Annotated in this window: 21 protein-coding genes; 9 read left to right on the top strand and 12 right to left on the bottom strand. The window is 55.4% G+C overall.

Features of this window, described 5'->3' with window-relative positions:
* Positions 1-289: 289 nt before the first annotated feature.
* Positions 290-1,717, top strand: coding sequence for a tetratricopeptide repeat protein (locus CA54_RS14620; protein WP_146371468.1), 1,428 nt, complete (start codon positions 290-292; stop codon positions 1,715-1,717).
* Positions 1,718-1,973: 256 nt separating this feature from the next.
* A complete protein-coding gene (gene rpsT, locus CA54_RS14615; protein ID WP_145378965.1) occupies positions 1,974-2,225 on the top strand; it encodes a 30S ribosomal protein S20 in 252 nt (83 codons plus the stop codon).
* 142 nt (positions 2,226-2,367) lie between these two features.
* On the opposite strand, the gene CA54_RS14610 is transcribed toward rpsT, so the two are convergent.
* From CA54_RS14610 to CA54_RS14580, 7 genes are all read right to left on the bottom strand, one after another.
* The gene (locus CA54_RS14610) at positions 2,368-3,033 is read right to left on the bottom strand and encodes an NYN domain-containing protein (protein ID WP_146371466.1); all 666 of its coding nucleotides are present in this window, start codon (positions 3,031-3,033) and stop codon (positions 2,368-2,370) included.
* A 147-nt stretch (positions 3,034-3,180) separates the two neighbouring features.
* The gene (locus CA54_RS14605) at positions 3,181-4,179 is read right to left on the bottom strand and encodes a DUF1570 domain-containing protein (protein ID WP_231963068.1); all 999 of its coding nucleotides are present in this window, start codon (positions 4,177-4,179) and stop codon (positions 3,181-3,183) included.
* Positions 4,180-4,232: 53 nt separating this feature from the next.
* Positions 4,233-5,888, bottom strand: coding sequence for a lipopolysaccharide kinase InaA family protein (locus tag CA54_RS14600; protein WP_197532469.1), 1,656 nt, complete (start codon positions 5,886-5,888; stop codon positions 4,233-4,235).
* A gap of 165 nt (positions 5,889-6,053) precedes the next feature.
* On the bottom strand, positions 6,054-6,386 hold the full coding sequence (locus CA54_RS14595; protein WP_146371462.1) for a hypothetical protein: 333 nt from the start codon (positions 6,384-6,386) through the stop codon (positions 6,054-6,056).
* Between the two features lie 200 nt (positions 6,387-6,586).
* Positions 6,587-6,976 carry a hypothetical protein gene (locus CA54_RS14590; RefSeq protein ID WP_146371460.1) on the bottom strand — a complete coding sequence of 130 codons (390 nt, stop codon included), beginning with the start codon at positions 6,974-6,976 and terminating at the stop codon, positions 6,587-6,589.
* Positions 6,977-7,132: 156 nt separating this feature from the next.
* Positions 7,133-7,549 (bottom strand): hypothetical protein, encoded by a 417-nt coding sequence (locus CA54_RS14585; protein WP_146371459.1) that lies wholly within the window; start codon positions 7,547-7,549, stop codon positions 7,133-7,135.
* Positions 7,550-7,670: 121 nt separating this feature from the next.
* Entirely contained in the window at positions 7,671-9,077 is a 1,407-nt protein-coding gene (locus tag CA54_RS14580) for an HD domain-containing protein (RefSeq protein WP_146371458.1), read from the bottom strand.
* A gap of 149 nt (positions 9,078-9,226) precedes the next feature.
* On the opposite strand from CA54_RS14580, the gene CA54_RS14575 reads away from it, so the two are divergent.
* Positions 9,227-11,029 carry a TrkH family potassium uptake protein gene (locus tag CA54_RS14575; protein WP_146371457.1) on the top strand — a complete coding sequence of 601 codons (1,803 nt, stop codon included), beginning with the start codon at positions 9,227-9,229 and terminating at the stop codon, positions 11,027-11,029.
* Between the two features lie 21 nt (positions 11,030-11,050).
* Here CA54_RS14575 and CA54_RS14570 read toward each other — a convergent pair whose 3' ends face one another.
* Complete coding sequence (locus CA54_RS14570; RefSeq protein WP_146371456.1) at positions 11,051-11,983, bottom strand: leucine-rich repeat domain-containing protein; 933 nt, start codon at positions 11,981-11,983, stop codon at positions 11,051-11,053.
* A 214-nt stretch (positions 11,984-12,197) separates the two neighbouring features.
* On the opposite strand from CA54_RS14570, the gene rfbC reads away from it, so the two are divergent.
* Together rfbC and CA54_RS14560 are read left to right on the top strand one after the other, a co-directional pair.
* Positions 12,198-12,755 (top strand): dTDP-4-dehydrorhamnose 3,5-epimerase, encoded by a 558-nt coding sequence (rfbC, locus tag CA54_RS14565; protein ID WP_146371455.1) that lies wholly within the window; start codon positions 12,198-12,200, stop codon positions 12,753-12,755.
* A 94-nt stretch (positions 12,756-12,849) separates the two neighbouring features.
* Complete coding sequence (locus CA54_RS14560) at positions 12,850-13,713, top strand: sugar phosphate isomerase/epimerase family protein (RefSeq protein ID WP_146371454.1); 864 nt, start codon at positions 12,850-12,852, stop codon at positions 13,711-13,713.
* Between the two features lie 65 nt (positions 13,714-13,778).
* On the opposite strand, the gene CA54_RS14555 is transcribed toward CA54_RS14560, so the two are convergent.
* From CA54_RS14555 to CA54_RS14545, 3 genes are all read right to left on the bottom strand, one after another.
* Positions 13,779-14,324, bottom strand: coding sequence for a DUF2617 family protein (locus CA54_RS14555; RefSeq protein WP_146371453.1), 546 nt, complete (start codon positions 14,322-14,324; stop codon positions 13,779-13,781).
* Positions 14,325-14,570: 246 nt separating this feature from the next.
* Positions 14,571-15,191, bottom strand: a complete 621-nt coding sequence (locus CA54_RS14550; protein ID WP_146371452.1) for a thioredoxin family protein — start codon at positions 15,189-15,191, stop codon at positions 14,571-14,573.
* Positions 15,192-15,203: 12 nt separating this feature from the next.
* Positions 15,204-15,815 carry a peroxiredoxin gene (locus CA54_RS14545; RefSeq protein WP_146371451.1) on the bottom strand — a complete coding sequence of 204 codons (612 nt, stop codon included), beginning with the start codon at positions 15,813-15,815 and terminating at the stop codon, positions 15,204-15,206.
* Positions 15,816-16,327: 512 nt separating this feature from the next.
* Here CA54_RS14545 and CA54_RS14540 point away from each other — a divergent pair.
* The 4 genes from CA54_RS14540 to xerC all read left to right on the top strand — a co-directional run bounded on the left by CA54_RS14540 (position 16,328) and on the right by xerC (position 19,725).
* On the top strand, positions 16,328-16,738 hold the full coding sequence (locus CA54_RS14540) for an FHA domain-containing protein (RefSeq protein ID WP_146371450.1): 411 nt from the start codon (positions 16,328-16,330) through the stop codon (positions 16,736-16,738).
* A 221-nt stretch (positions 16,739-16,959) separates the two neighbouring features.
* A complete protein-coding gene (locus CA54_RS14535; RefSeq protein WP_146371449.1) occupies positions 16,960-18,276 on the top strand; it encodes a hypothetical protein in 1,317 nt (438 codons plus the stop codon).
* Between the two features lie 167 nt (positions 18,277-18,443).
* Entirely contained in the window at positions 18,444-18,671 is a 228-nt protein-coding gene (locus CA54_RS14530) for a hypothetical protein (protein WP_146371448.1), read from the top strand.
* 142 nt (positions 18,672-18,813) lie between these two features.
* The gene (xerC, locus tag CA54_RS14525) at positions 18,814-19,725 is read left to right on the top strand and encodes a tyrosine recombinase XerC (RefSeq protein ID WP_146371447.1); all 912 of its coding nucleotides are present in this window, start codon (positions 18,814-18,816) and stop codon (positions 19,723-19,725) included.
* Positions 19,726-19,843: 118 nt separating this feature from the next.
* Here xerC and CA54_RS14520 read toward each other — a convergent pair whose 3' ends face one another.
* Positions 19,844-20,317 (bottom strand): ATP-binding protein, encoded by a 474-nt coding sequence (locus tag CA54_RS14520; protein WP_146371446.1) that lies wholly within the window; start codon positions 20,315-20,317, stop codon positions 19,844-19,846.
* Positions 20,318-20,499: the final 182 nt, after the last annotated feature.

Here is a 20,499-nt window from a genome sequence, read left to right as displayed (position 1 = left end):
GTCTTGATGATTCCTATTTGAGCAGATTCAGACACGACACTGTTTGCCAAATTCGCGGCGCGATGCGAGGTTGAATTTGGCAATGGTGATTCCCGGCGGCACGTTGCTGATTTCATATTTTCGATAATCCGTGTATCGACGCAGCGGTCCGTTCGAAACTGATTCCCACGACAAATCGACACGTCTTATATTTTTTTATGCAGGTCATACCGGCCCGGCGAGAATCCTCTTCGGTGCCCACTGCTCGATTTGTGGTTCGAATCATGCATCCCAACGATGAGGCTAAAACATGGCAATGGACAAAAACAAGATTGCGGGTGACTGCTGGAAACGCGGCACCGAGGCGCTTGGAAAGCAAAATTGGGACTATGCCATCGAGATGTTTCGCCAAGCGGTTCGGCTGGTGCCTGACAACAAACTGTATCGCGAAACGTTACGGGGCGCCGCGGAAAAAAAGTACAAGAATAACGGCTCCGGCGCGCGAATGGCCAACGCTAAGTTAATGGGTCTGCGCACAAAGCTCAAAAAAGCCCGCATGATGAAAGACTGGGAGTCCGTCGACAAGTTGGCCGAAGATGGTTTTGCGATCAATCCTTGGGACGGCCAGTTGAACCATGATCTGGGTGATGCCTGTGCGGCCCGCGGTGAAGCGGCCACCGATGCCGGCGATGATAGTTTGGCTTCAGGTTTTCAGTCGATTGCCGTTTTTTCGTACCAGCGGGCACTTGAAGCGACTCCGGGGAACAGAGCGCTACTGCGTGCATTGGCCCTGCAATACGAGGCGCGGCAGAACTATCGGCAAGCGATCGAATGCTGGGAGAAAATCCGTCGGATGGACCCGCACGATGCGGAATCGCGTTCTAAGTGCAGTCAACTTGCAGCCCAATCGACAATTAATGAAGCCAATTTCGACGACGCACAAAGCACCAAAGACGTCATGGCGGATCACGAAGTCGCCAGCCGGATCAAGAGTGGCCAGCAACAGGCCGATGGACCGGGCATGTCTCTCGAAGCCGATTTGCAACGCGCGATCCGCAAAGAACCCGAAAACAAAGACAATTACCTCAAAATTGCGGACTACTACGAACGCGCCGGCAAACTGGCCGAAGCAGTAGAAATGCTCAATACCGCATTGAAGTTATCCAACAACGATCCCAACATCCGCGAGAAACTCGAGGACATCGAGCTTTCGCAAGCTAATAAAAACGTGGTCCATGCGAAGGAACTTGCCAACAAGGAGAATACGGAAGCGAACGTGAAGCGTGCCAGAGAACTCGAAACCAATTATGTGAAGCGCGAAGTCCAAATTCTCACCCAACGCGAGCAACGCTACCCGTCCGATATGCGAGTCAAATTGGAACTCGCGATCCGCTTGATGCGATTTGCAAAATGGCAAAAAGCGATTCCCTTGCTGCAAAAAGCGGCCACCGACACGCGGGTCCGTGGAGAAGCACTGGTTCGGTTGGGAATGTGCTTTAACAAAGACAACAAACCGCAACTGGCCCAACACCAACTGGAACAGGCGATCACCGAGGTCGACCACGAGTCCAACCCCAAAATGTATAAGGAGATGCTCTACCTCTTGGGGACCATTTGTGAGAAAAGCGACGAAGTTGACTCTGCCATCAAATCTTACAGCATGTTGCTGGCCGTCGATTATGGTTACCGAGATGCGGTCAAACGCCTAGAAAACCTGCAATCGCGGCCCAAACGCTAGGTTCGTCCAAATACCGCGGTCGTGGTCGAGAAGGGCATTTCTCGGCCGCTGAGGGCCTATTTGGCCCCCGAATAGCCCTGCAACGGCTCAACCTCCCCGAAATTGCTGATTTTTCCATGTTGTGAGACCGGTCGTACGCTGGTGAAGCGTGTGAATTTTCGCTAAACTGTCCCACTTGAATTCAAAGTCGCCCTCTGGGAGCGACTGTTATATCAATGACTGCTGATGTATTGTTTCGAGGGAAACACGTAAGCTTATGCCCAATCTGAAGAGCCAAAAGAAACGACTGCGACAAGACGACAAGCGCCGTTCACGCAACCGCATCGCCCGGTCATCGCTCCGATCGGTGATTAAGGGATTTCGCACCGCCGCTGTGGGTGACAATGCCGAGGAGAAGCAAGAGAAGTTTCGCCTGGCTGTCAAAAAGTTGGATCAAGCCGCTGCCAAAAACCTGATCCACAAAAATGCCGCCGCTCGGATGAAATCGCGATTGAGCAAACTGCTCTAACCCGGCAAAGCTCAGCAGCAGCAAGACAGACATCGGCATCAAGCCGCCCCACAATTCGGGCGGCTTTTTGCATGCGCTTTCACATACGCGATTCGTCGCCGAGGGATTGCGATCATGCCATGCGGGGATCTGCGAAACAGCGTCATTCCAAGAAATCGTCGTCGATGATATCGGGCAGACCTTGCTGAGGGTCGTCGCCGAGGTCGTCGCCTTTGCGGTCATCGTCCCTGAGGCCGCTTTCACTGCGGTCTTGGTCTTTGAGGCTGCTTTCTGTGGGGCCGTTCTCCGTGATCGCTGCGTCTTCGATGTCGCCGAAAATGTCCAGCCAATAATCCACTTCCTGATCGCTAAGATTGGGATCCTGTTTGGGGGAAGGAGAAGGCAGCGTCTCCTCTTGCGGCTGACGGTGTTCCCAGAGGGTGTACCACGCCTCGCTGTCGATGAAACGTGATTTGCGTCGTGAGGCGGCTTGTTGCAAACGGCGGTCGCCCGAGATGACGGTGACCTGTTTCGGGGCGGAGTGTGCCGCAATCAGTTGTTCAATCGCGGCGTCAGCCTCACCCGGCGCCTCGGCGAATAGCACAGTCATGCCGGCGACGGTGTAGATCGAAGACCGACCGGGTGGCGGTTCCCAAGCGTCGAAGACGATCGTGGTTCGACGGCGAAGTTCGGGCGAGAGCACAGACTTGAGAAATCGCAGAAGCCGGTTCCGGCACCGCTCTAAGTCGCCCGGACCATAGCTCGGGCGGGCCATGCCGGCCGCGTGCATCAAGTTATAGCCGTCGATGATCAGGAACTCTCGCGCCATGAGATGATCCTTCCCCAGCGGCAATGACTGTAAGAATGCCAACGCTCAGTACAGCGACTGTAAGCAGTCACGTTACCATACAGGAATGCCGCACGAAATCCTACAGGGTTCGCGTCTACCGCGCATCTCGTCGAGCGAGGCAGCATGCTACGGGGCGTTGGCGCGGGAGACTGTTTCGCGGCGCTTGGTGCCGGTAAATTGCTCCTGCGACGGTGTCGACAGCCAATCGCGATAGGTATTGAGCGTCGCCACGTAGTTGAGGAATCGCGCATCGGCTTGGGGCAATGCGGCAACCAGCGACGTGCTTAGTAAATCGGGGCTGCTGGTCTCGTGCAGACTTTGGAGGTAGTCCAACAACACTTGTTTGCCGTCGGGAGTGCTATGCAGCATGAAATGCACCCAAGCCCAGGATTCGCGATAGTCGGCGCGATGCATTTGTTCGACTTTTTCCAGCCGTTCCAGCCGGCGGATATCGGGGCGCCAACCACTCTGTACGGCTCGCGCCAAACGGACGGCGTACTCATTGTTCACGGTGCCCGGTTCGACTCCAGGAACTTCAAAGTATTCGGCAAGCCCTTCGTCTAACCACAGCGGCACGGTCTGCAGCGAGGCGTGCAGCAGTCCATGTGTGAATTCATGCCGTAAGTCCTCGCGGATTTTGTCGCCCCAAAACGTATAGACGGCCAGTTTATCCGGGGTCCCGATGAAATAGGCGCGACGGAACGGCAGTCCGGGATAGGTCTCTTCGATGTACTTGCGATATTCCATCTCGTTGGAAAACAAGTAGACAGTGACCTTTTCGCCCGTTTCGTCCTCTGGGAGCTGTAGTTTTTCGTGAACCTGCTCGCGAAGCACTTTCAGCTCTTCCACAAGCGGATGCTTGGCACCCAATTTGAGATCGCTCATTACGATCAACTGTTCAGCGGCGACGGAATGGCGTTGTGGCAGTCCGCCATCGTTCTCCCGCTTTCCCATCAATTTAGAGATGCCGTTGCCGCTGCCAGCGGAGTGGCAACCGGCGAGCAAAATCAACGCCATGCCACACAACCAGACCGTTGGCAATCGCCGCAAGTCCTGCTGGAATCGGCAGGTCGTCGCTGTGGCCCGCATTGGGGTTACGGGCCGGTGATCTTGCAGTGAACTCAAGTGAGCATCCTTGCCAAGTGAAGAAACAACGCATGGTCGGCATCCGCGCCGAATCAACTTAACGGTCTTCCGTTTGTACGGTTCTTATCAATTTTTCGTCCAGTTCGAGCCTCAATCTTTTGCCAAGTCGATTTCCATTCATGGAAATACCGCGAACCAAGATAATTACGTAGGAATCTCAATCGGTCGCTCAATTGGATTTCCGACAGAAAGGTCGACGAAACATTCAGCCGTGTCAGGTTTTGCAGCATGCGGTCCTGTGGAACGCGGGGCCAACGGCGGATTGCCTCAAGATCGAGCAGCCAGGTGCGATCATCATTTTCGTTTTGAGACACAAGTATGTTTTTGGATTTGAGATCACGATGTTCAAAGCCGCATGTATGCAGCCATCTCAATTGGCCAGCCAACGCGACGGTCAGGCGACGAACGATCGCGCGTCGTTGCCGCGGCTCAAGCCGCACCAGGTGATCGTGATGCCAGTCGAACAGCGTGGTCGAGTCGGGAATCGATTCGGTGAGCAGGTATTGCCGCACATCCAACCCCTGTGCCGATTCCACAAACAACAGTGGTTTAGGGGTGGCGATATCGCGCCGCAATAGTGCGTGTCCGTTTTCCCAGGCGCGGCGCACGCTCGATCGTCCGAGCCATTGTGACAACAGCGGCAGGATCCCGCGGAGTTTCAGGCTTTTCCAAAACAAACGCGGGTATTGAGGAATCGTGGGAATGGCAACAGCGGCCACGCGGCGCTTCGGTGATTGCTTGTACCAAGCTGTGGCGGCGGCAAAGATGTGCTCCGGTTGTGCGCAGATGTCGCGCAGGACTTCGCGTCCCAAGACCGTCAAGCCGCGCCCCTGTTGGGAGCCGACGCGCAGTTTGACGAGATGCCGTGTCCCCTGCCGCCATTTGCGATCCTTTCGGCGCCAATGCCGCTGCGCGCGGCGCGAACAACAGGCTTGCACATCACGGGCCAGCGATTTGACCGAACCGGAAAGTCCTCGCTGTGCGCAATAGGCACGAAAGAACCGATATCGATCGGCTCGCGTGGTGCGGGTGGCGAAGAACTGGTGCAGCATCGCCAAGTTTTGTTGCGCGGCTTCCAGTCCCAACGATTTTTGAATATGCGCGCAATGCAGGTCGATGAGCCACAACTGAACCGGCGCCGCCGGTTGGTCGCGGATCAGAATATTTCCCGCGTGAAAATCTCGGTGGACAATGCCGGCGTCATGGAGTTTTCCGGTGAATCGTCCCAGCTCCACCGCCAGTCTGCGGCGAAATGAGGATGCAGCGGCTGATGACATTGCGGCAAATTGCGTGCGCAGGAAACCATCGAGCGGCTGGGTACCGGGGATTTCTCGCGTGATCAGATAGTTGTCCCACACAAAACCGCCGCTGCGCGTTTCCGCCCAAGCGACCGTCTCGAACGTCGGAATACCAAGCGCTCGCACCCGCGCCGCCATACGTTGTTCCAACACCGCCTTGGCGGGGCGGATCACGTTTTGCAAAAACGGTTTTACGCCGGCGACTTTGTAATGTTTGATGTAAAACCGTCCCGACGCGGTGTCGAGGCAAATCACTTCGCGATGGGCGCCGGTCTTAATCACTTCCACCCGCTGTTGTTGTTCCCAATCGCGCCGCCGCAACCCGTTGGCATCCAACAACTCCTGCTGCAGATCGCTACGAATCTGCCAATGCGTGTCACCGCATCGCACAGTCGCGAAATTCGTTTCGCGCGGCGCTGCAGTCATGCGGAGCCGGGGCGAGGATCTGAGGGAGGTTTTTAGAGAGGTCACGAAGGGACGGTTTTTCTTGCGCGGATGGGGAGAGAACGGATGAGGTCGGGGAATCCGTATTCTGGATGATTCGGCTTTAGATGTTTATTCTTGTTCGGAATTCCACCAACGCTGAGTCGCTTCGGAGGCGTCTTGTTGGAATGGGGCGATGATGTCGTTTAGCAGTCCGCTGGCGATCGATCCACCAACCAAATCACCATGACCGGCGGCAATCATATTCTCAGCCAAGGTCGTGTGTTCGTTCCACTGAGATGCCGGCCAATCGCGGATGTCCACATAAGCGTCAGTCAGTCCCGCCTGCTTTTTGGGAACCAAATGATACGTCTCATCAGTGCGGACGAGATGATATTCAAAAGCGGTAAAGACTAGTCCTCCGCCAATCAAGGCTCCAAATACTACGGCGAGTAATCGGCGCATAGGTTTTGTCCGTTGATGCAATGAGCAGATCGTTGAAAACAGTGATGCTCCGCCGGGCATAAGCGTTCCCTGCAGCGAGCCCAGTCCGGCAAAGGGGGCGGATTCTCTCAAAATCGGGCAACTGCGGCAAGACGGGATTCGGCACCGCGCGTTATCTCAAAAACCGTGCACCCTGCGATGACTGAATTACGGCGGACATGTCATTCGATGGCAATATCTTGAATGACCTGGGTCTCGCCGTTGGGGTTTTTGTAGACAATCGTGATCACATCGGGGTGTGAACCGTCGGTGTAGACAATGAGCTCTTTTTCCGCCGGAATGCGGTCATCAGGGAGTCTCATTTCGCCCGTGACTTCGATGACCTTGTTTTTATACGTGGCGTCAAAATCCAAGACCTGCAACGAGTCGCCGGCGATCCATTCGACCGTGACCGGAATCCGAATGATATTCTTGTAGGCGGTTCCATCATGAAATTTCACGACGGCCGTTTCCTGCACGTCAGTCCACGTGATGTGTTGTTGGCCAAAATGCGCACACCCGGTCAGCGACACAATCAACGACGCCAGCACGATGAGGTTTTTGACTTTCATCCTGAACACCCTTGGCAACGAGCCCAACCGATCAAAAAGCGGCTGCTCGTTTAGGGAAATTCGGAGATTTTGTCAATCCGAAGGGCGGTGCGGAGCGCTATAAGTGCGGCCAGGCAGGTCCAACCGGGGCGGGTGCCCCTCACGTTCAACCAGCGATTAGGCGGCTTCGGTTTCACGTGCGCAATCATCGGCTGCAACCGGTTCTTCGAACTGTGTCGTGGTCTCTTCAACCTCGACCGCGTCGCTCTCAGCGTCTCTCTCAGAGACAATTTCGTCGACGGCTGTCTCTTCGCTCGCGTCGTTGGCTGTATCGCGCAGGCGAATGAGGCCTTGGCGGCCGAGCGAGGTCAATTGGTAAAACACGCCTTCGTGGCGATCTGCGAGTTCGAAATCCAGGAACCCGAATGCGATCAGTTTTCCGTGAATTCGCGGCAGATGCTCTTCGGCAATCCCCTCGATACCTTGGACGCGGGTCAAGCGGCCCTGTTCGTCCGGTGTCGATTCGGAGTAGGCACGCAGCACGTCGAGCCACTCGGGATTATCTTGCAACTGGCTAAGCTCATAATTAATCATGCGCAAAATATCGGACAGCCGGACAGCGGATATCACACGAATGGACACACACCTTACAACCGGCACGATCGAACGCGTTCGCCAGTTTTGAGATGGCGCGGACGCGTGACCCCGAGCGGCGTCACATATTGGTCAGCGCGTCACCGGCATCGCCAAGTACGCTATTCAGAGCGGCATCGACAGCGGCATGGTGTCGACGATCATCGGCATAAATGCGACACACCGCTGAGCTGAGTGGAACTTCGGCAAACAATTGTGAGTCGGCCAGTTCGCGGGATTCGCCCGTTGCGGGATTGAAGAGATAATTTTGTCCACCGGCGGGTAAGCGTGTGCTCGGGCGATGGTAGTGACGAGCGACGTCGATCTTCAGGTTGGCGTCGCGCGACTCGGGCGGCATTTTTTCACGGACGCGGCGCAACAACACCTCCGGTTCGGAAAAAATTGTCATCCGTTCCGACAGGCCGGCGTGAAAATAACGAATGCGTTCCGCTGCAACCTTCCAAGCGACATCTCGCCGGAAGAGCCGCCGCCAACTTTCCCCCAACCGTCGCAGGTCCGCATCCGCGGCGTCCCCCCAACGTTCGACGTCGACCATCAGCGAAAACTCCGTAAACCGCCGGTAGCGGTCCAGATCGTCCAGCGGATTGGCCGGGAAGAGTTGCTGCATACTTTCCGTGAAGATCTCCTCCAGGGCGACATCGAGTCCGCGGACTGCACGATGAAAATAGATCGTGCGAAACAGATTCGCGCGGACTTCGATAAAATTGATCAACGTCGGCAGTCCCCGCGGATGGATGGTCAGGCCGGCGGGGGTGAAAAAGCTGTAGTGAATCAATCGCGAGATATCGAAGGCTCGCGTGTTGTAGCCGGACATGTAACTGTCGCGGAGCACAAAATCCATGTTGTCGACCGTGTAGATGCCGCTAAACAGGCTTCGTAAATGTCGCAACCACAAGGGGTGGTCGTTGTCTTGCGGGTGATCGGGGCGCGGGCGGCGTATGAGCCAGGCAACGTGCGCCGGGTCGAGTTGTTCGTCATCTCCCAATGCGCCGAACGGGCTACGACGGATTTTTTTGAGCAATTCGGCGAATTCCTGTTCAATCACCGCCACACCCAAATCTTCGTGGGTCAGCGAAAACTGTGACAGAAAATGGTCGTCGAAAAAATGCCCGAACGGGCCATGGCCCACATCGTGCAACAGTGCCGCCATACGGACCAAGCTATGCACATATCCGGCCGAAGGCGTCTCCGGGCACGATTCGCATAAAGAATCATACCAGCGCTCCATTGTCTGCGATGCGAGGTGCATGGCTCCTAAGGAGTGCGGGAAACGGGTGTGTTCGGCTGAGGGAAACACCCAACGCGCGGTCTGCAATTGATGAATCTGTCGCAGTCGCTGCACCCACGGGTGGTCGATGATCTCTTGCTCGGCGACTTCGCCCGTCGGCAAACCGGATTTGGCGATGAAGGGGATGTACCCGTGCAGAGGGTCGTGGGAGAGGCTTTCGCTGGTAAAATCGCGTATCACTGGTGTACAAACTCCGTTAAACTGGGCGGGCCGTATCATAGTCGCGCCTTGCCGCGCGGACTAGGCTTTGACAAAAAAGGTGCTTGGTGTTGGTCTCTACTTTCCAACCCCGCCTACGTGATTTCCCAACCAGGAATGCCCCCTACGAAATGTCTACGGAAATCCCTCCTTCAAACATCCCCCTGGCCGTCGCTCGTCAACGCACCCGCCGCGCCTCGCGCGTGCTGGCTGCCGAACGCGTGATGCAGGTTGTGGGGGTTGTCTCCATCGTATTGCACCGCAGTTCGCGCCAGTGGGAGTCGATGACCGATCTTCCGTTGGGAATTGCAACACTGTTGATCATGCTGGTTTTTGCAGTCGGTTTGGGCTTGCGGTACTACTGGGCCGTGAGTCATAAGTCCTTCGTGGCGGAAAATCGCGTGTCACTCGGCGTCGTTGCTTTGTGGTTGTTGGGTGTTCTGATCACGTTGGTTTTTGGTGGTGGCAGTGAGGGGCGTTTCGGCACAATCAACGATATCAGTGAAGCGGCTATTTTTCTGCGGACGGGCGTCGGTTTTGTGATCCTGGTCCGTTGGATATCCTCCGGTGGTCGCAATCCCGCTTTTATTTTGGTCGCTTCGTTCCTCGTGCTGGTGGCGGTGGGGACCATTCTGTTGATGCTGCCCCGCGCTCGCGCCGAGGTAGGGCAGGGGGGCGCGCCGTTTCATGTGGCGTTGTTCACAGCGACCAGTGCCAGTTGTGTGACTGGATTGATTCTGGTCGACACCGGCACCTATTGGAGTGCGACTGGTCAAACCATCATTCTCTGTTTGTTCCAAATCGGCGGACTGGGGATCATGACCTGCGGTTCGCTGTTCGCCCTGGTCTCAGCGCGGCGCATGCAAGTCCGTGAAACCGCTTTTTTGGCCGATATGCTGGAGACTGAGAATACCGGCGCGCTGCGCAAATTGATGATTTCCATTGTCCTGTTTACCGCTACGGCAGAATTGATCGGGGCGGCCTCCTTGTGGGGACTTTGGCCCGATTTGCCTTGGCACGAACGGGCCTTCCACTCGGTGTTTCATTCCGTCAGCGCATTTTGTAATGCCGGCTTCGCCTTGATGCCGGATAGTTTTTCCAGCATGCAAACCCGTTGGCAGATCTGGGCCGCGGTTCCGGCATTGATCATTGTGGGGGGCTTGGGTTTTGCAGCAATGGCCGATTTGGGACGCGTTTTTCGCTGGCGAATAGCAAACCGTACCCGCGCCGGCAGTGTGAATGTGCCGCACGGGCGGATGCGTTTGGGGAATACCTCTTGGTTAGTCGGCGTGACAACCTTGGGCTTGTTGGCTTGGGGAACCTGTGGGTTCTATCTGTTGGAGTCCGGCGCAATGATGCAGGAATTGACTGTGGGCGAACAGGCTTCCGCTTCGTGGTTTCAGTCTGTCACTTTTCGAACGGCTGGGTTCAATACGGTCGACCTAGCCGATCTGCAGCCGGGAACCAAATTCTTTGGGATTATGATGATGTTCGTCGGAGCGTCCCCCGGTTCAACCGGCGGCGGAATCAAAACCGTTTCGTTCGCGCTCAGTATATTAGCAGTGGTTGCGCTACTCCGCGGGCGTGAACAAATCGAATTGCGGGGCCGTACCATTCCGCAGTCGATCGTCAAACGCTCATTGATGATCGTTGCGATGGGAATCTTTTGCGTGCTGACAACCACGCTTTTGATCGTGGTGATCGAAAACCAGCCGGAGTATTTTTTGGATCATCTCTTCGAAGCAACCAGCGCATTTGCCACGGTCGGGGTCTCGACGATCGACACCTCTTCCCTGCGGATCCCCTCGCAATTCGTGATCATCTTGACGATGTTCGTGGGACGGGTGGGACCGTTGACGTTGATCGTGGGACTAGCCAGTAGCGGAAACGACGGCCGGTACTCCTATCCTGAAGAGCGGGTCTTGCTTGGTTGATGTACGCTAACGGCAAGATCGTCAGCGCTGAATGCGCAATCGCGGCAGTGCCGCCTGCAGTGCTTTTTCTGCCGTCGGGGAGATGGCCGTCTGGGATAAATTCAACGTTTCCAATCGTCGACAAGCATGCAGGTGACGCACACCGGCATCGCTGATTTGAGTGTCGGCCAATTCTAATTCGTCCAACACGGGAAATCCGTGTAACGCAACCAATCCGGCATCGGTGACGGCGGTCCCGGACAATTCCAGTTCTTCCAGATTTTTTAAGTCGCGGATTTCGGTGATCCCCGCATCCCCCACCAGTGTGCCGTTGAGATCCAAATCCTTGAGTTGCCGCAGTTGGGTTAAGTGTTGCAAGCCGCGATCCGTGATCACCGTGTCGTTCAATTCCAAATCAATCAGCTTCCGCATCAACTTGAGGTGCACCAAACTTGCATCGGTTATTGCCGTCCGCGATAGATCCAGATCTCGCAAATGGATCAGTCCCGCCAGTTGCGAAACGCCTGTATCGGTGATCCGCGTGCCAATCAAATACAAACTTTTGAGTTGAGTCATCCGCCCCAGATCGGCGGCGCCGGCATCTGTGATTGCGGTGTCGTCGAGACGCAAAATATACAACCGCCGACAGGTGGTGAGGTGCCGCAGTGCGGCATCGGTGACCTGCGTTTCATTGAGTTCTAATTCTTCCAAGTCCGCAATGTCGGCGATCCGTTGCACCAGTCGATCATCAGCAGCAGTCCGATTGAGCTGCACCTGTACGGCTGGGCCCAGATGCCAAGGCCACATTCGCCCCCGCGCCACGACGTCGACCTCTCCATCACTATCGCGGATTTCGGCAAACAGGGCTGCGTGTTGTCGAGATATCCACCACATCTTGCCCGCCGAATAGGTAACCTGAGCGCACAGCAAACAGGCTAGACAGGCGATCCATTTATGGTGACGTTTCAATTTCATACGCGATGGCTGGTTGATTGAGGAAGATCTCGTCAAACGACCGGGATGCTAGCGGATTTTTGACATTGCGGCGAGAGCGACTCAATTTGTTTCTGAGACCATTTTGCTATAGTGCAATGTAGCGATCTGGTGAATTTGGGTGTTGGAGCACCATTCACCAGGCTGCTCGTTGGTAGGCAGGACAGGACCTTCTTGGTTTGAGAGACGTTTTTTCATGGAATTTCGCGAAACAGCACTATCCGGTATGTATTTGATTCTCCCCCGGGTCTTTGAAGATCCGCGCGGGTTTTTCATGGAAACCTATCATCAGGCAAAATTTGCCGCTGCCGGAATTCCAGCGGTTTTTGTGCAAGACAATCATTCTCGCTCCAGCCGCGGAACACTGCGTGGGTTGCATTATCAAATCCAACATGCCCAGGGAAAATTGGTCCGCTGCGTTCGCGGCGAAATCTATGACGTCGGCGTCGACCTCCGCCGCGATTCGCCAACGTTTGGACAATCGGTGGGCGAAATCCTCAGCGAAGAGAATAAACGACAACTGTATGTCCCCCCCGGATTTGCCCACGGCTTTTGTGTGGTCAGCGAGATCGCCGAAGTCACCTACAAATGCACCGATCTGTATCATCCAGAATTTGAACGCAGCCTCTTGTGGAACGACCCACAACTAGGCATCGAATGGCCAATCGAAGAGCCCACCCTCTCCCCCAAAGACGAAGCAGGCGTTCTCCTAGCCAATGCGGAGTGTTACGAGTCGAGCAGCGATCTGAAATAAACCAGCTTAAGCTCGATAAGTCTCGGGTAAATCGCCACTGGTGGATCCCTTATATTCTGGCCACCGGCCACTCCTTTATGGGCACTAAAAATCCATGAAATACGGCGCCCACGTCTTCCTTTGGCAAGACCGTTACGATGACAGCGCGTTATTGCGCATGCTTGACGATGCGCAAACGTGGGGACTCTCCTTTCTCGAGGTCGCCATTGGCGATGACATTCACTTTAACGCTTCAAAGCTGGGCGACGAGGCGGATATGCGGGGGTTGGAATTGGTGTTCAGCCCAGGCGGAGCGTGGCCCATGGAGTGCGACATCTCACTGGCAAATGCCAATGATCCGCATCCCGCAGTGCAATGGCATCGTCACGCTATCGAGCAAGCGGGGCGAGCCGGAGCGGTTGCTTATACCGGCGCCATCTATGGTCACCCCGGAGCCGTCCGACGGCAGCGTCCTGATGCGGACGAACCGAAACGGATAGCCGAGTCTCTCAACCAACTGGCTGAAGATGCCGCTGATGCCGGCGTGCAACTTGTCTTAGAACCGATGAGCCATTTCCGCACACACGTGGCCAATACGCCGCAACAGGTCAATCTATTGATCTCACTGGCAGACCATGAGAACCTATTCAGCCTGTTCGACACGTACCATCTCGTCACCGAAGTGGCCGACTTTGCCGCCGCATTCGAGGAAATGCGCCCGCACCTGTGGGGCTTGCACGCCTGCGAAAACAATCGCGGCGCTCCGGGAACCGGCCTGCTTCCCTGGCATGCGTTGTTCACCGCCATGACCGCCGCCAACTGGCAAGGCTACATCGGGTTTGAAAGCTACAACTCAACCTGGCGCGACGGCGACTTCGCCTTAGAGCGGGGCATGTTCCACAACGTCTGCCCCGATGCAGAATCCTTTATTCGGCACTCGATGTCGTTTGTCGAAGCGGGATTGTCCGCTGCAGATTAGCAGTGCAGGGGAGACATGCCGGTTGCGACCAATGAGGGGGGATTCAGCCATGGGCGAACATTGGCTCAGCGCAATTCAAACAAGGATTGCGTTTTGACAACGCCGTAATTGTCGGGGAAGGTGTGGAAAGCGTGGACGATCAAATGATCGGCGGTTGCTTCGGTTTCCATGAAACTCAGCGGCGTCGGCGCTAAGCGGCCGGCCGCGTCGAAACGGTGGGCCAATTCGGCCTTTGAGCAATCCGCCAGCAGTTCTTCGTGAAAATGCAGGAAGACGTCCGGCTCCAATTTCTCCAATTGGAAACTGACGTGATAGTTCACGCCATCGGCCAGTTGCAGGCTTTCGCAGCGATGTCCTTGCACACCATGCGACAGAATCCGACGCCGTTTGGGCAGTGGATGCTCCCGACCGGTCATCACCTCACAGAGCATTTGTCCGTTCCGGCAAAATGTGATCACGTGGCCAGCGTCGCAGATCTGCAACTTCGCTTCGTAGTCGTTGCTTTTGATCGCTGCCGACGCATAGACATTGATCAACTCGGGATGGAGTTCGCGGCTGAATAGCCGAAACACCAACCGTGCCACATCGGGCCGAGCAAAATCAACGTCCATCGCTCCACGCTTTCACTGAAATTCACAATCGCCACAGGGTGGTTGCTAGCGAGGCTGCACAACCGGTCATCAAGGTTCGATTATAAATCGGATGGGCGGGAACCAACAGAGGATTTTTGTGGGAAAATTGGACAAAGCGAATGATTCAATCGAATCGCATAAATGGGGCTTGACAGCGAGACGAGCGACTGTTGTTGACGGGCCGCACCGGGGTGCAGAGAGCCGCCCATAGCAACACTCAGGAGCTTATTTTTCAGCATATTCAATTTTGCAACCGCGCTGTAACGTCTCGCCGGGTGCGGGGCGCTTTCCCGACAGCAGTGCGCGGAGGGCATCGCGGAGTGATTGTTTCGTCACCTTGTCGGGTTCGTCATGATTGTCCAACGCCCCCATATAGGCGACTTGGCGTTTGCGGTCGAGGACGTAGAATTGCGGCGTACGCACGGCACCGTAGTTGCGTCCGACTTGTTGGGTCGGGTCGCTGAGATAATCAAACGGCCATTTGTGTTTCGCCGCATGCGTGCGCATCGATTCCAACGAATCGTCTGAGACATTCATGGCCACCAGCGCGACCGGTTCGTTTGCGAATTCTTTCAGCAGCGCTTTCAATCGCGGGGCGTAGACCCGTGAGGCGGGGCAATGATTGTCTGTAAAAAAGAGCACGAGAATCTCGTGCTCTTTGTAGTCGGACAGTTTGTGCCGCTTGCCATCGGTCCCCCGCAGGTCCGAAAAATCGGGTGCGGGGGCATCGACGTCGAGAACCTTATTAAATTTACCCGCCAACGCGGCATCCACACTGATCGTGATCACGATCAATGCCATCCAGGTCAGGATGCGGGCGTGGCGGTTCGTCGAAGGTATAAGCACGACAGATTCCGTTTACGGTTTTTGCAGCTTCGCGACAACTTCCATGACCGTCTCGCTGTCCTTGGGTGCTTTGACGGAAGTGTCTTTGTGCACGATTTTTCCATCCTGGTCGATCACGAACGTCCAGCGGCTCGCAGTCACGCCGCGCGTCAGGACTTGCTTTTTGCCTTCAAATTCAAAATTGAAGTCGCCCCCTTTTCTAAGCGGGACACCGAATGCTTTTGCCACCTCACCTTTTTCATCGGCTAGAAGTGCGAAGTTTAACTTGTGCACTTTTTTGAAGAGTTGGTGGTTCTCCGGAGAGTCGCCACTCACACCGACAACTTCAACGTCTTTGCTATTCAACTTCTCCATGTTATCGCGGAATCCACAGGCCTGTTTCGTGCAACCCCCGGTGAGATCGGCTGGATAAAAATAGACGACCAGAATTTTTTTGCCAACATGATCGGTCGATTTCCACTCTTTGCCTTCGTCATCCACACTGGTGAATTCAGGCGCTTTGTCGCCGACTTTCAATTTCACAGGCTTGTCTTTGTCTTTAGCGGCATGCGCCGCTCCCGCCACCACACAGCAGGCCGCCACCGTGCATGCAATCACCGAAAGCCGTTTGCAGAAGTTCGACATGTTTCCGTCCTCACTTGGGGGAATGGTTTGTGTGTTCATCCTCGATCGCATTTCAAGACCCGGCGATTCCGCGCTAGGAGCATGCGCCAGCAGATGATCTTCAGGGGTGGGGGAATTCGCGGCGCGGCTACGCTCTGTTTGTTCCTCACACGAAAAAACGAGGGGACTCGCGACCCAGTCCGTCGAGCGTCGATCCGACTGTCAGTCTGTATTGTCCTTGACGAGTTGTCAACTCGACAGGCTACCCGATGGGTTGCTGTTCTATGCAGACCTCAAGCCGGAAAAAGGGCCGATTTGCAGCCGAGCGAGCTCGCTCCCCGTTTCACCTCGTTAAAATACACTGCGACATTTGTCATCCACCCGGGACAATCGTAATACGTTGAGCATTATCGGGTTGTGTACTACGTTCCATCGCGCAGTGGGGGAATTCCCCGCTTGACATAGGCTGTGGGAGTGGGACAATTGTATGTATTGTCCCTATCCTGAGTTGCGCCTTCTGCACCGAGTTCACCATGCAGGCTAAGTTGATCCCTAAACCGAGCGGGGATCCCATTATCATCGCCGATGACTTGACGCTTGTGGGGCGGCACCGCGAGTATTGCGATGTCGTGATCGACAGCGGCAGCATCTCAAAACTCCACTGCGTGATCGTCAAAACCGATGGCTTGTTGTTTGTCCGCGATCTGGGGAGCACCAACGGCACCAAGGTGAACGGTCAGCGCATCACCCGTGGCGCCCTGCTACCGGGAGACGAACTGGCCTTTGCTAAGGAAAAATTCGTGGTCTTTCTAGGCCCCGACGTCGAAGAGGCGAGCAATCCCGACGAGACGGAAGTCGTTACGGAATTCAGCATCCCCGCTGTGATGCGCCCCAAACGGGGTGACGATGATATCGAATTCCTGTCTGACGATTCCGATCAGTAAGCTCGCCCGTTGCTGTTTCTCCGCGCGGCCCCCATGCCCCGCTAACGATGGCGCAATATCTGAAGCGCCCATCCCCTCTTGCGATCCATTGCCCATGGTCTGCTTGCGACCGTTGAATTGGGGACCTAGTTAAACCCGAACGATTGAAGTGATTCTGCCGGAAATGCCGATAACGGAGCTAGGAAGTTTCCACATCCGTTTCTGAGCAGGTATCTCACAACATGCGTTGTTTGCTGGCATTGACCGTCTGCCTGCTGTTTTCCGGCTGCATTGTGCTGCAACCGCGCGCCGAAAACCCGTTTCCCAACATGAACACCATTGCCGTGGTGCCGTTTTTTAATCAGTCGGCAATGCCGGGGGAAATCAACGATTTGGGCCGCACGTTCGGTCTGGCCTATGCGTCGGAACTACAAAAAATCCACGGCTACGACGTGTTGCCGTTGGGTACGGTTGAGACCGCGATCCTGGAAAACCGCCTTCAATTTCGTAACGAAAACGATGTCTTGGAACTGGCGCGACTTCTGGAAGTCGATGCGGTCGTCATTGGTACAATCACCGCCTTCGATCCCTGGTACCCGCCCAAAATCGGCCTGAAGGTCAATTGGTACTCGACCAAAAACTGGACGATGTTCCCCGACGGAGAACCGTGCGGACCGTGTGAAGATGACGAACTGGACGAGAACGGCGATTGCCCCTGCCATTACAATTTCCCGAAACTTCGCACCAAAGACAACAATAGCATTATCCGCGGCCAAAACGCCGCGTCTGTGCTTGCCGACAGCAACCAAGCCTTACCGTTGTTTGGATATGAAACCAATTCTCCCGCTACGACATCGCTGGGAACATCACGCGCCAATCGGCCCCTAACAGCGTCGCCGACACCGGCACAGACGGGCCAGTATCCACCGGTCGCAAGACGTCGTTTTCCTGCTCCCAACTTAAAACTGCTCTCAGCTGCGCCGCCGGTTTCGTCCTCTCCGATTCAATTGCTGCACCCGGTTGCACAAATTCCGTTAGGTGAAGACCCGGCACAGTACGGACCGATTGTGCGGCAGACTCCACAAGTCGTCGCGCTCGCCAACCAGGCGCCGTTGGCTGCCACGCCGGTTCTTCAGGCGAAAGGCGATTTCGCGGTCACACCGCCTCCGCCGCTGCCCTCACCAATGCCAGAAAAACAGCAATTACCGCGGCTGACTGCTCCTCCGCCTTCGACCGAAGAAATTATCTTGGAGCCGGTCCCAATGCCGCCGGAATTGTTGCCGACGCCCGGGATGTTCGTCGAAGTTGAGCAAGACCACACGAAACCGGTGATGTCCTATACCAGAATGTTCGATGGTAAGGATGAGGCCGTTGTGGCGCTATTACGCGATTACGTAGAGATCACCGGCGACAAACGCAGTGGCGGTTGGGAAGGCTATATGCAACGTACCGATGATTACATCACCTTTTGTTGCCACATCATGATTATCGATACGTTGACACTGCACGGCGGCGGCTTGGCGACGAAAGTTTGGCTGAAGATCCGAAAAGACCGATAAGCCCGCATTGAGATACCGATAACAGTGAGTGGCCAGTGGTGAGTGGCCAGATTGCAGGCTGATTAGATGTGGGATGGTTACCTTCGTGGTGACCTGCCTATCAGCCTGAATCGGCCAGCTCGACAGTCTACAGCCTAAGGACGACAGCCTAGAAAAAAGGTGCAAAGATGCAACGTGGCGTGAATGTCTTGGCGTTGGTGAAGGATTCAGAACGGTACGTCTTTCTGTATGACGAAGAAAGCGCCGCCACGTTATTGCGGACGTTGGGCAAATATGCCAGCGACCGCGAGTTAAGCTTCTCCTGGTACGACGCCGCCGTCCTCAGCCAAAAAATCCGCCGCCTGGCCCGCGAAAACCAGGAACAAGCCGGAGCAATAGGCGAACTGGATCGCTGAGCTTAGGCTTGAGGCGACAGGCTTGAGGAAATGAGTTGGCTGGCCGGTCTCAAGCTGGAGCCCTACAACCTCTGCACGGCCGTGTCAAATGCCTTAGACGTCCTCAACACTCCTCACCCCTGTAGCCTCACGCCTATTCCCCATGCACACCGCCATCGCCGACTTCCTGCGTTACCTCCGCATCGAGCGCAATGCTTCGGAGCTGACGATCAAATCTTACAAAGAAGATCTGGATAGTCTGCTCGAGGCGCTGGATGAACGATTAGGTGGGGTTCCTGCGGCTGTCGATCAAATCAATATCAGTACCCTGCGGGCCTACATCGCCTATCTACACGATTGCGAATATGCGCGCACCACGATTGCCCGGCGGTTGGCTTGTTTGCGAAGTTTTTTCCGCTACTGCCATCGCGAAAAACTGGTCGAGTCCAATCCCGCTAAAGCGCTTCGCACGCCGCGAGCGGGCAAACGTCTGCCGCATTTTTTGTCGACTGAGCAATTGGCGACGCTGCTGGAAACCCCGTTGGCCAACACGTGGGATGGACTGCGTGATCGGGCGATTCTGGAAACACTTTACTCTGCCGGCTTGCGGGTTGCTGAGTTGGTGGCGGTCGACATTGAGGATTGGGATCGCGATGCTGATGTGCTCCGCGTGATCGGAAAGGGCCGCAAGGAACGCTACGCACCGATTGGGTCGTATGCTGCTGAAGCCTTGATTCGATGGTTGGAGTGTCGGGCGACGCGTCCGAACATCAAGCCGGCAGCCCGCTTTGCCGTGTTTCTCAATAAAAACGGCGGGCGGCTCACCACGCGAAGCATCGGTCGCATGCTCGACAAACACCTCAAGACCGCCGGCTTGGACCGCATCACCAGCCCGCACACGCTAAGGCACAGCTTTGCCACACATCTGCTGGATGGCGGCGCGGACTTGCGGAGCGTCCAGGAATTGTTGGGCCACAAAAGCTTGACCACCACCCAGATTTATACGCACGTCAGCACCAAGCGGCTGCGTGAAGCGTATCAACTGGCGCATCCTCATGCGGCTAAGAAAGCTTGAGGGAGAAGGCTGTCAGCGTCTTCTCGTATAAAGAAACGACGGGGTCGGCCGCGCCGGGTGGGGGATGGGGGGGGCAGATTACCCGGGAAGCGGCCAACGCTCCGTCGCTATGAATTGCTCAGTGTTCGATGGTACGTTTCTTACTGATGGTGACGATGTTTCCCGGGGATTGATATTCAACCGAATCCAGAAAAGCCTTCATCATGTAGATGCCGCGACCGTCGATCCGCATGAGGTTTTCCGGCAGTGTGGGATCGGGAACGTTCTCGACAGTAAAACCGGCACCTTCGTCCTCAATCTGAAACCAGCATTTGTTGTCGCAGATCGTGGCTGTCACGTACACTTTTTTTGTTGGGCACATCGAGTTGCCATGTTCAAATGCATTGAACACGGTTTCCTGAAGTCCCATTTGCACGGCATATTGATCACGCGGATAATAGCTCAGTTTTTCCATTGCCGTGGCGACGACGTCTTGGATACCCGCCAATTGATTCGGGTCGCTGAGTTCCCACGATAGCTGCACCGCCTGATTGATCATCGGACGTGCGTATTGCTGGGAGTCGGTATTTGCGAGTGTATTCGTAGAGACCATAAAAAGGTTCCCCCGTAAAGGACAAGGAAAGACAGGGAATCGAAAAAGAAAAAATGAATCGGTCGGATTGCAGCGTCATTCATCCAGCGGTTAACTGCTCAACCAGGTTTGATGAATAGCGCGAATGTGGGCGATCGCGAATGCGAATCCATAAAAATCATGAGCGACGATCCCGGCCGAAC

The organism is Symmachiella macrocystis, from assembly GCF_007860075.1.
GTDB lineage: Bacteria > Planctomycetota > Planctomycetia > Planctomycetales > Planctomycetaceae > Symmachiella > Symmachiella macrocystis.
The sequence above is the reverse complement of the archived record's forward strand: the minus strand, read 5'-3'. Positions and strand labels throughout refer to the sequence as shown.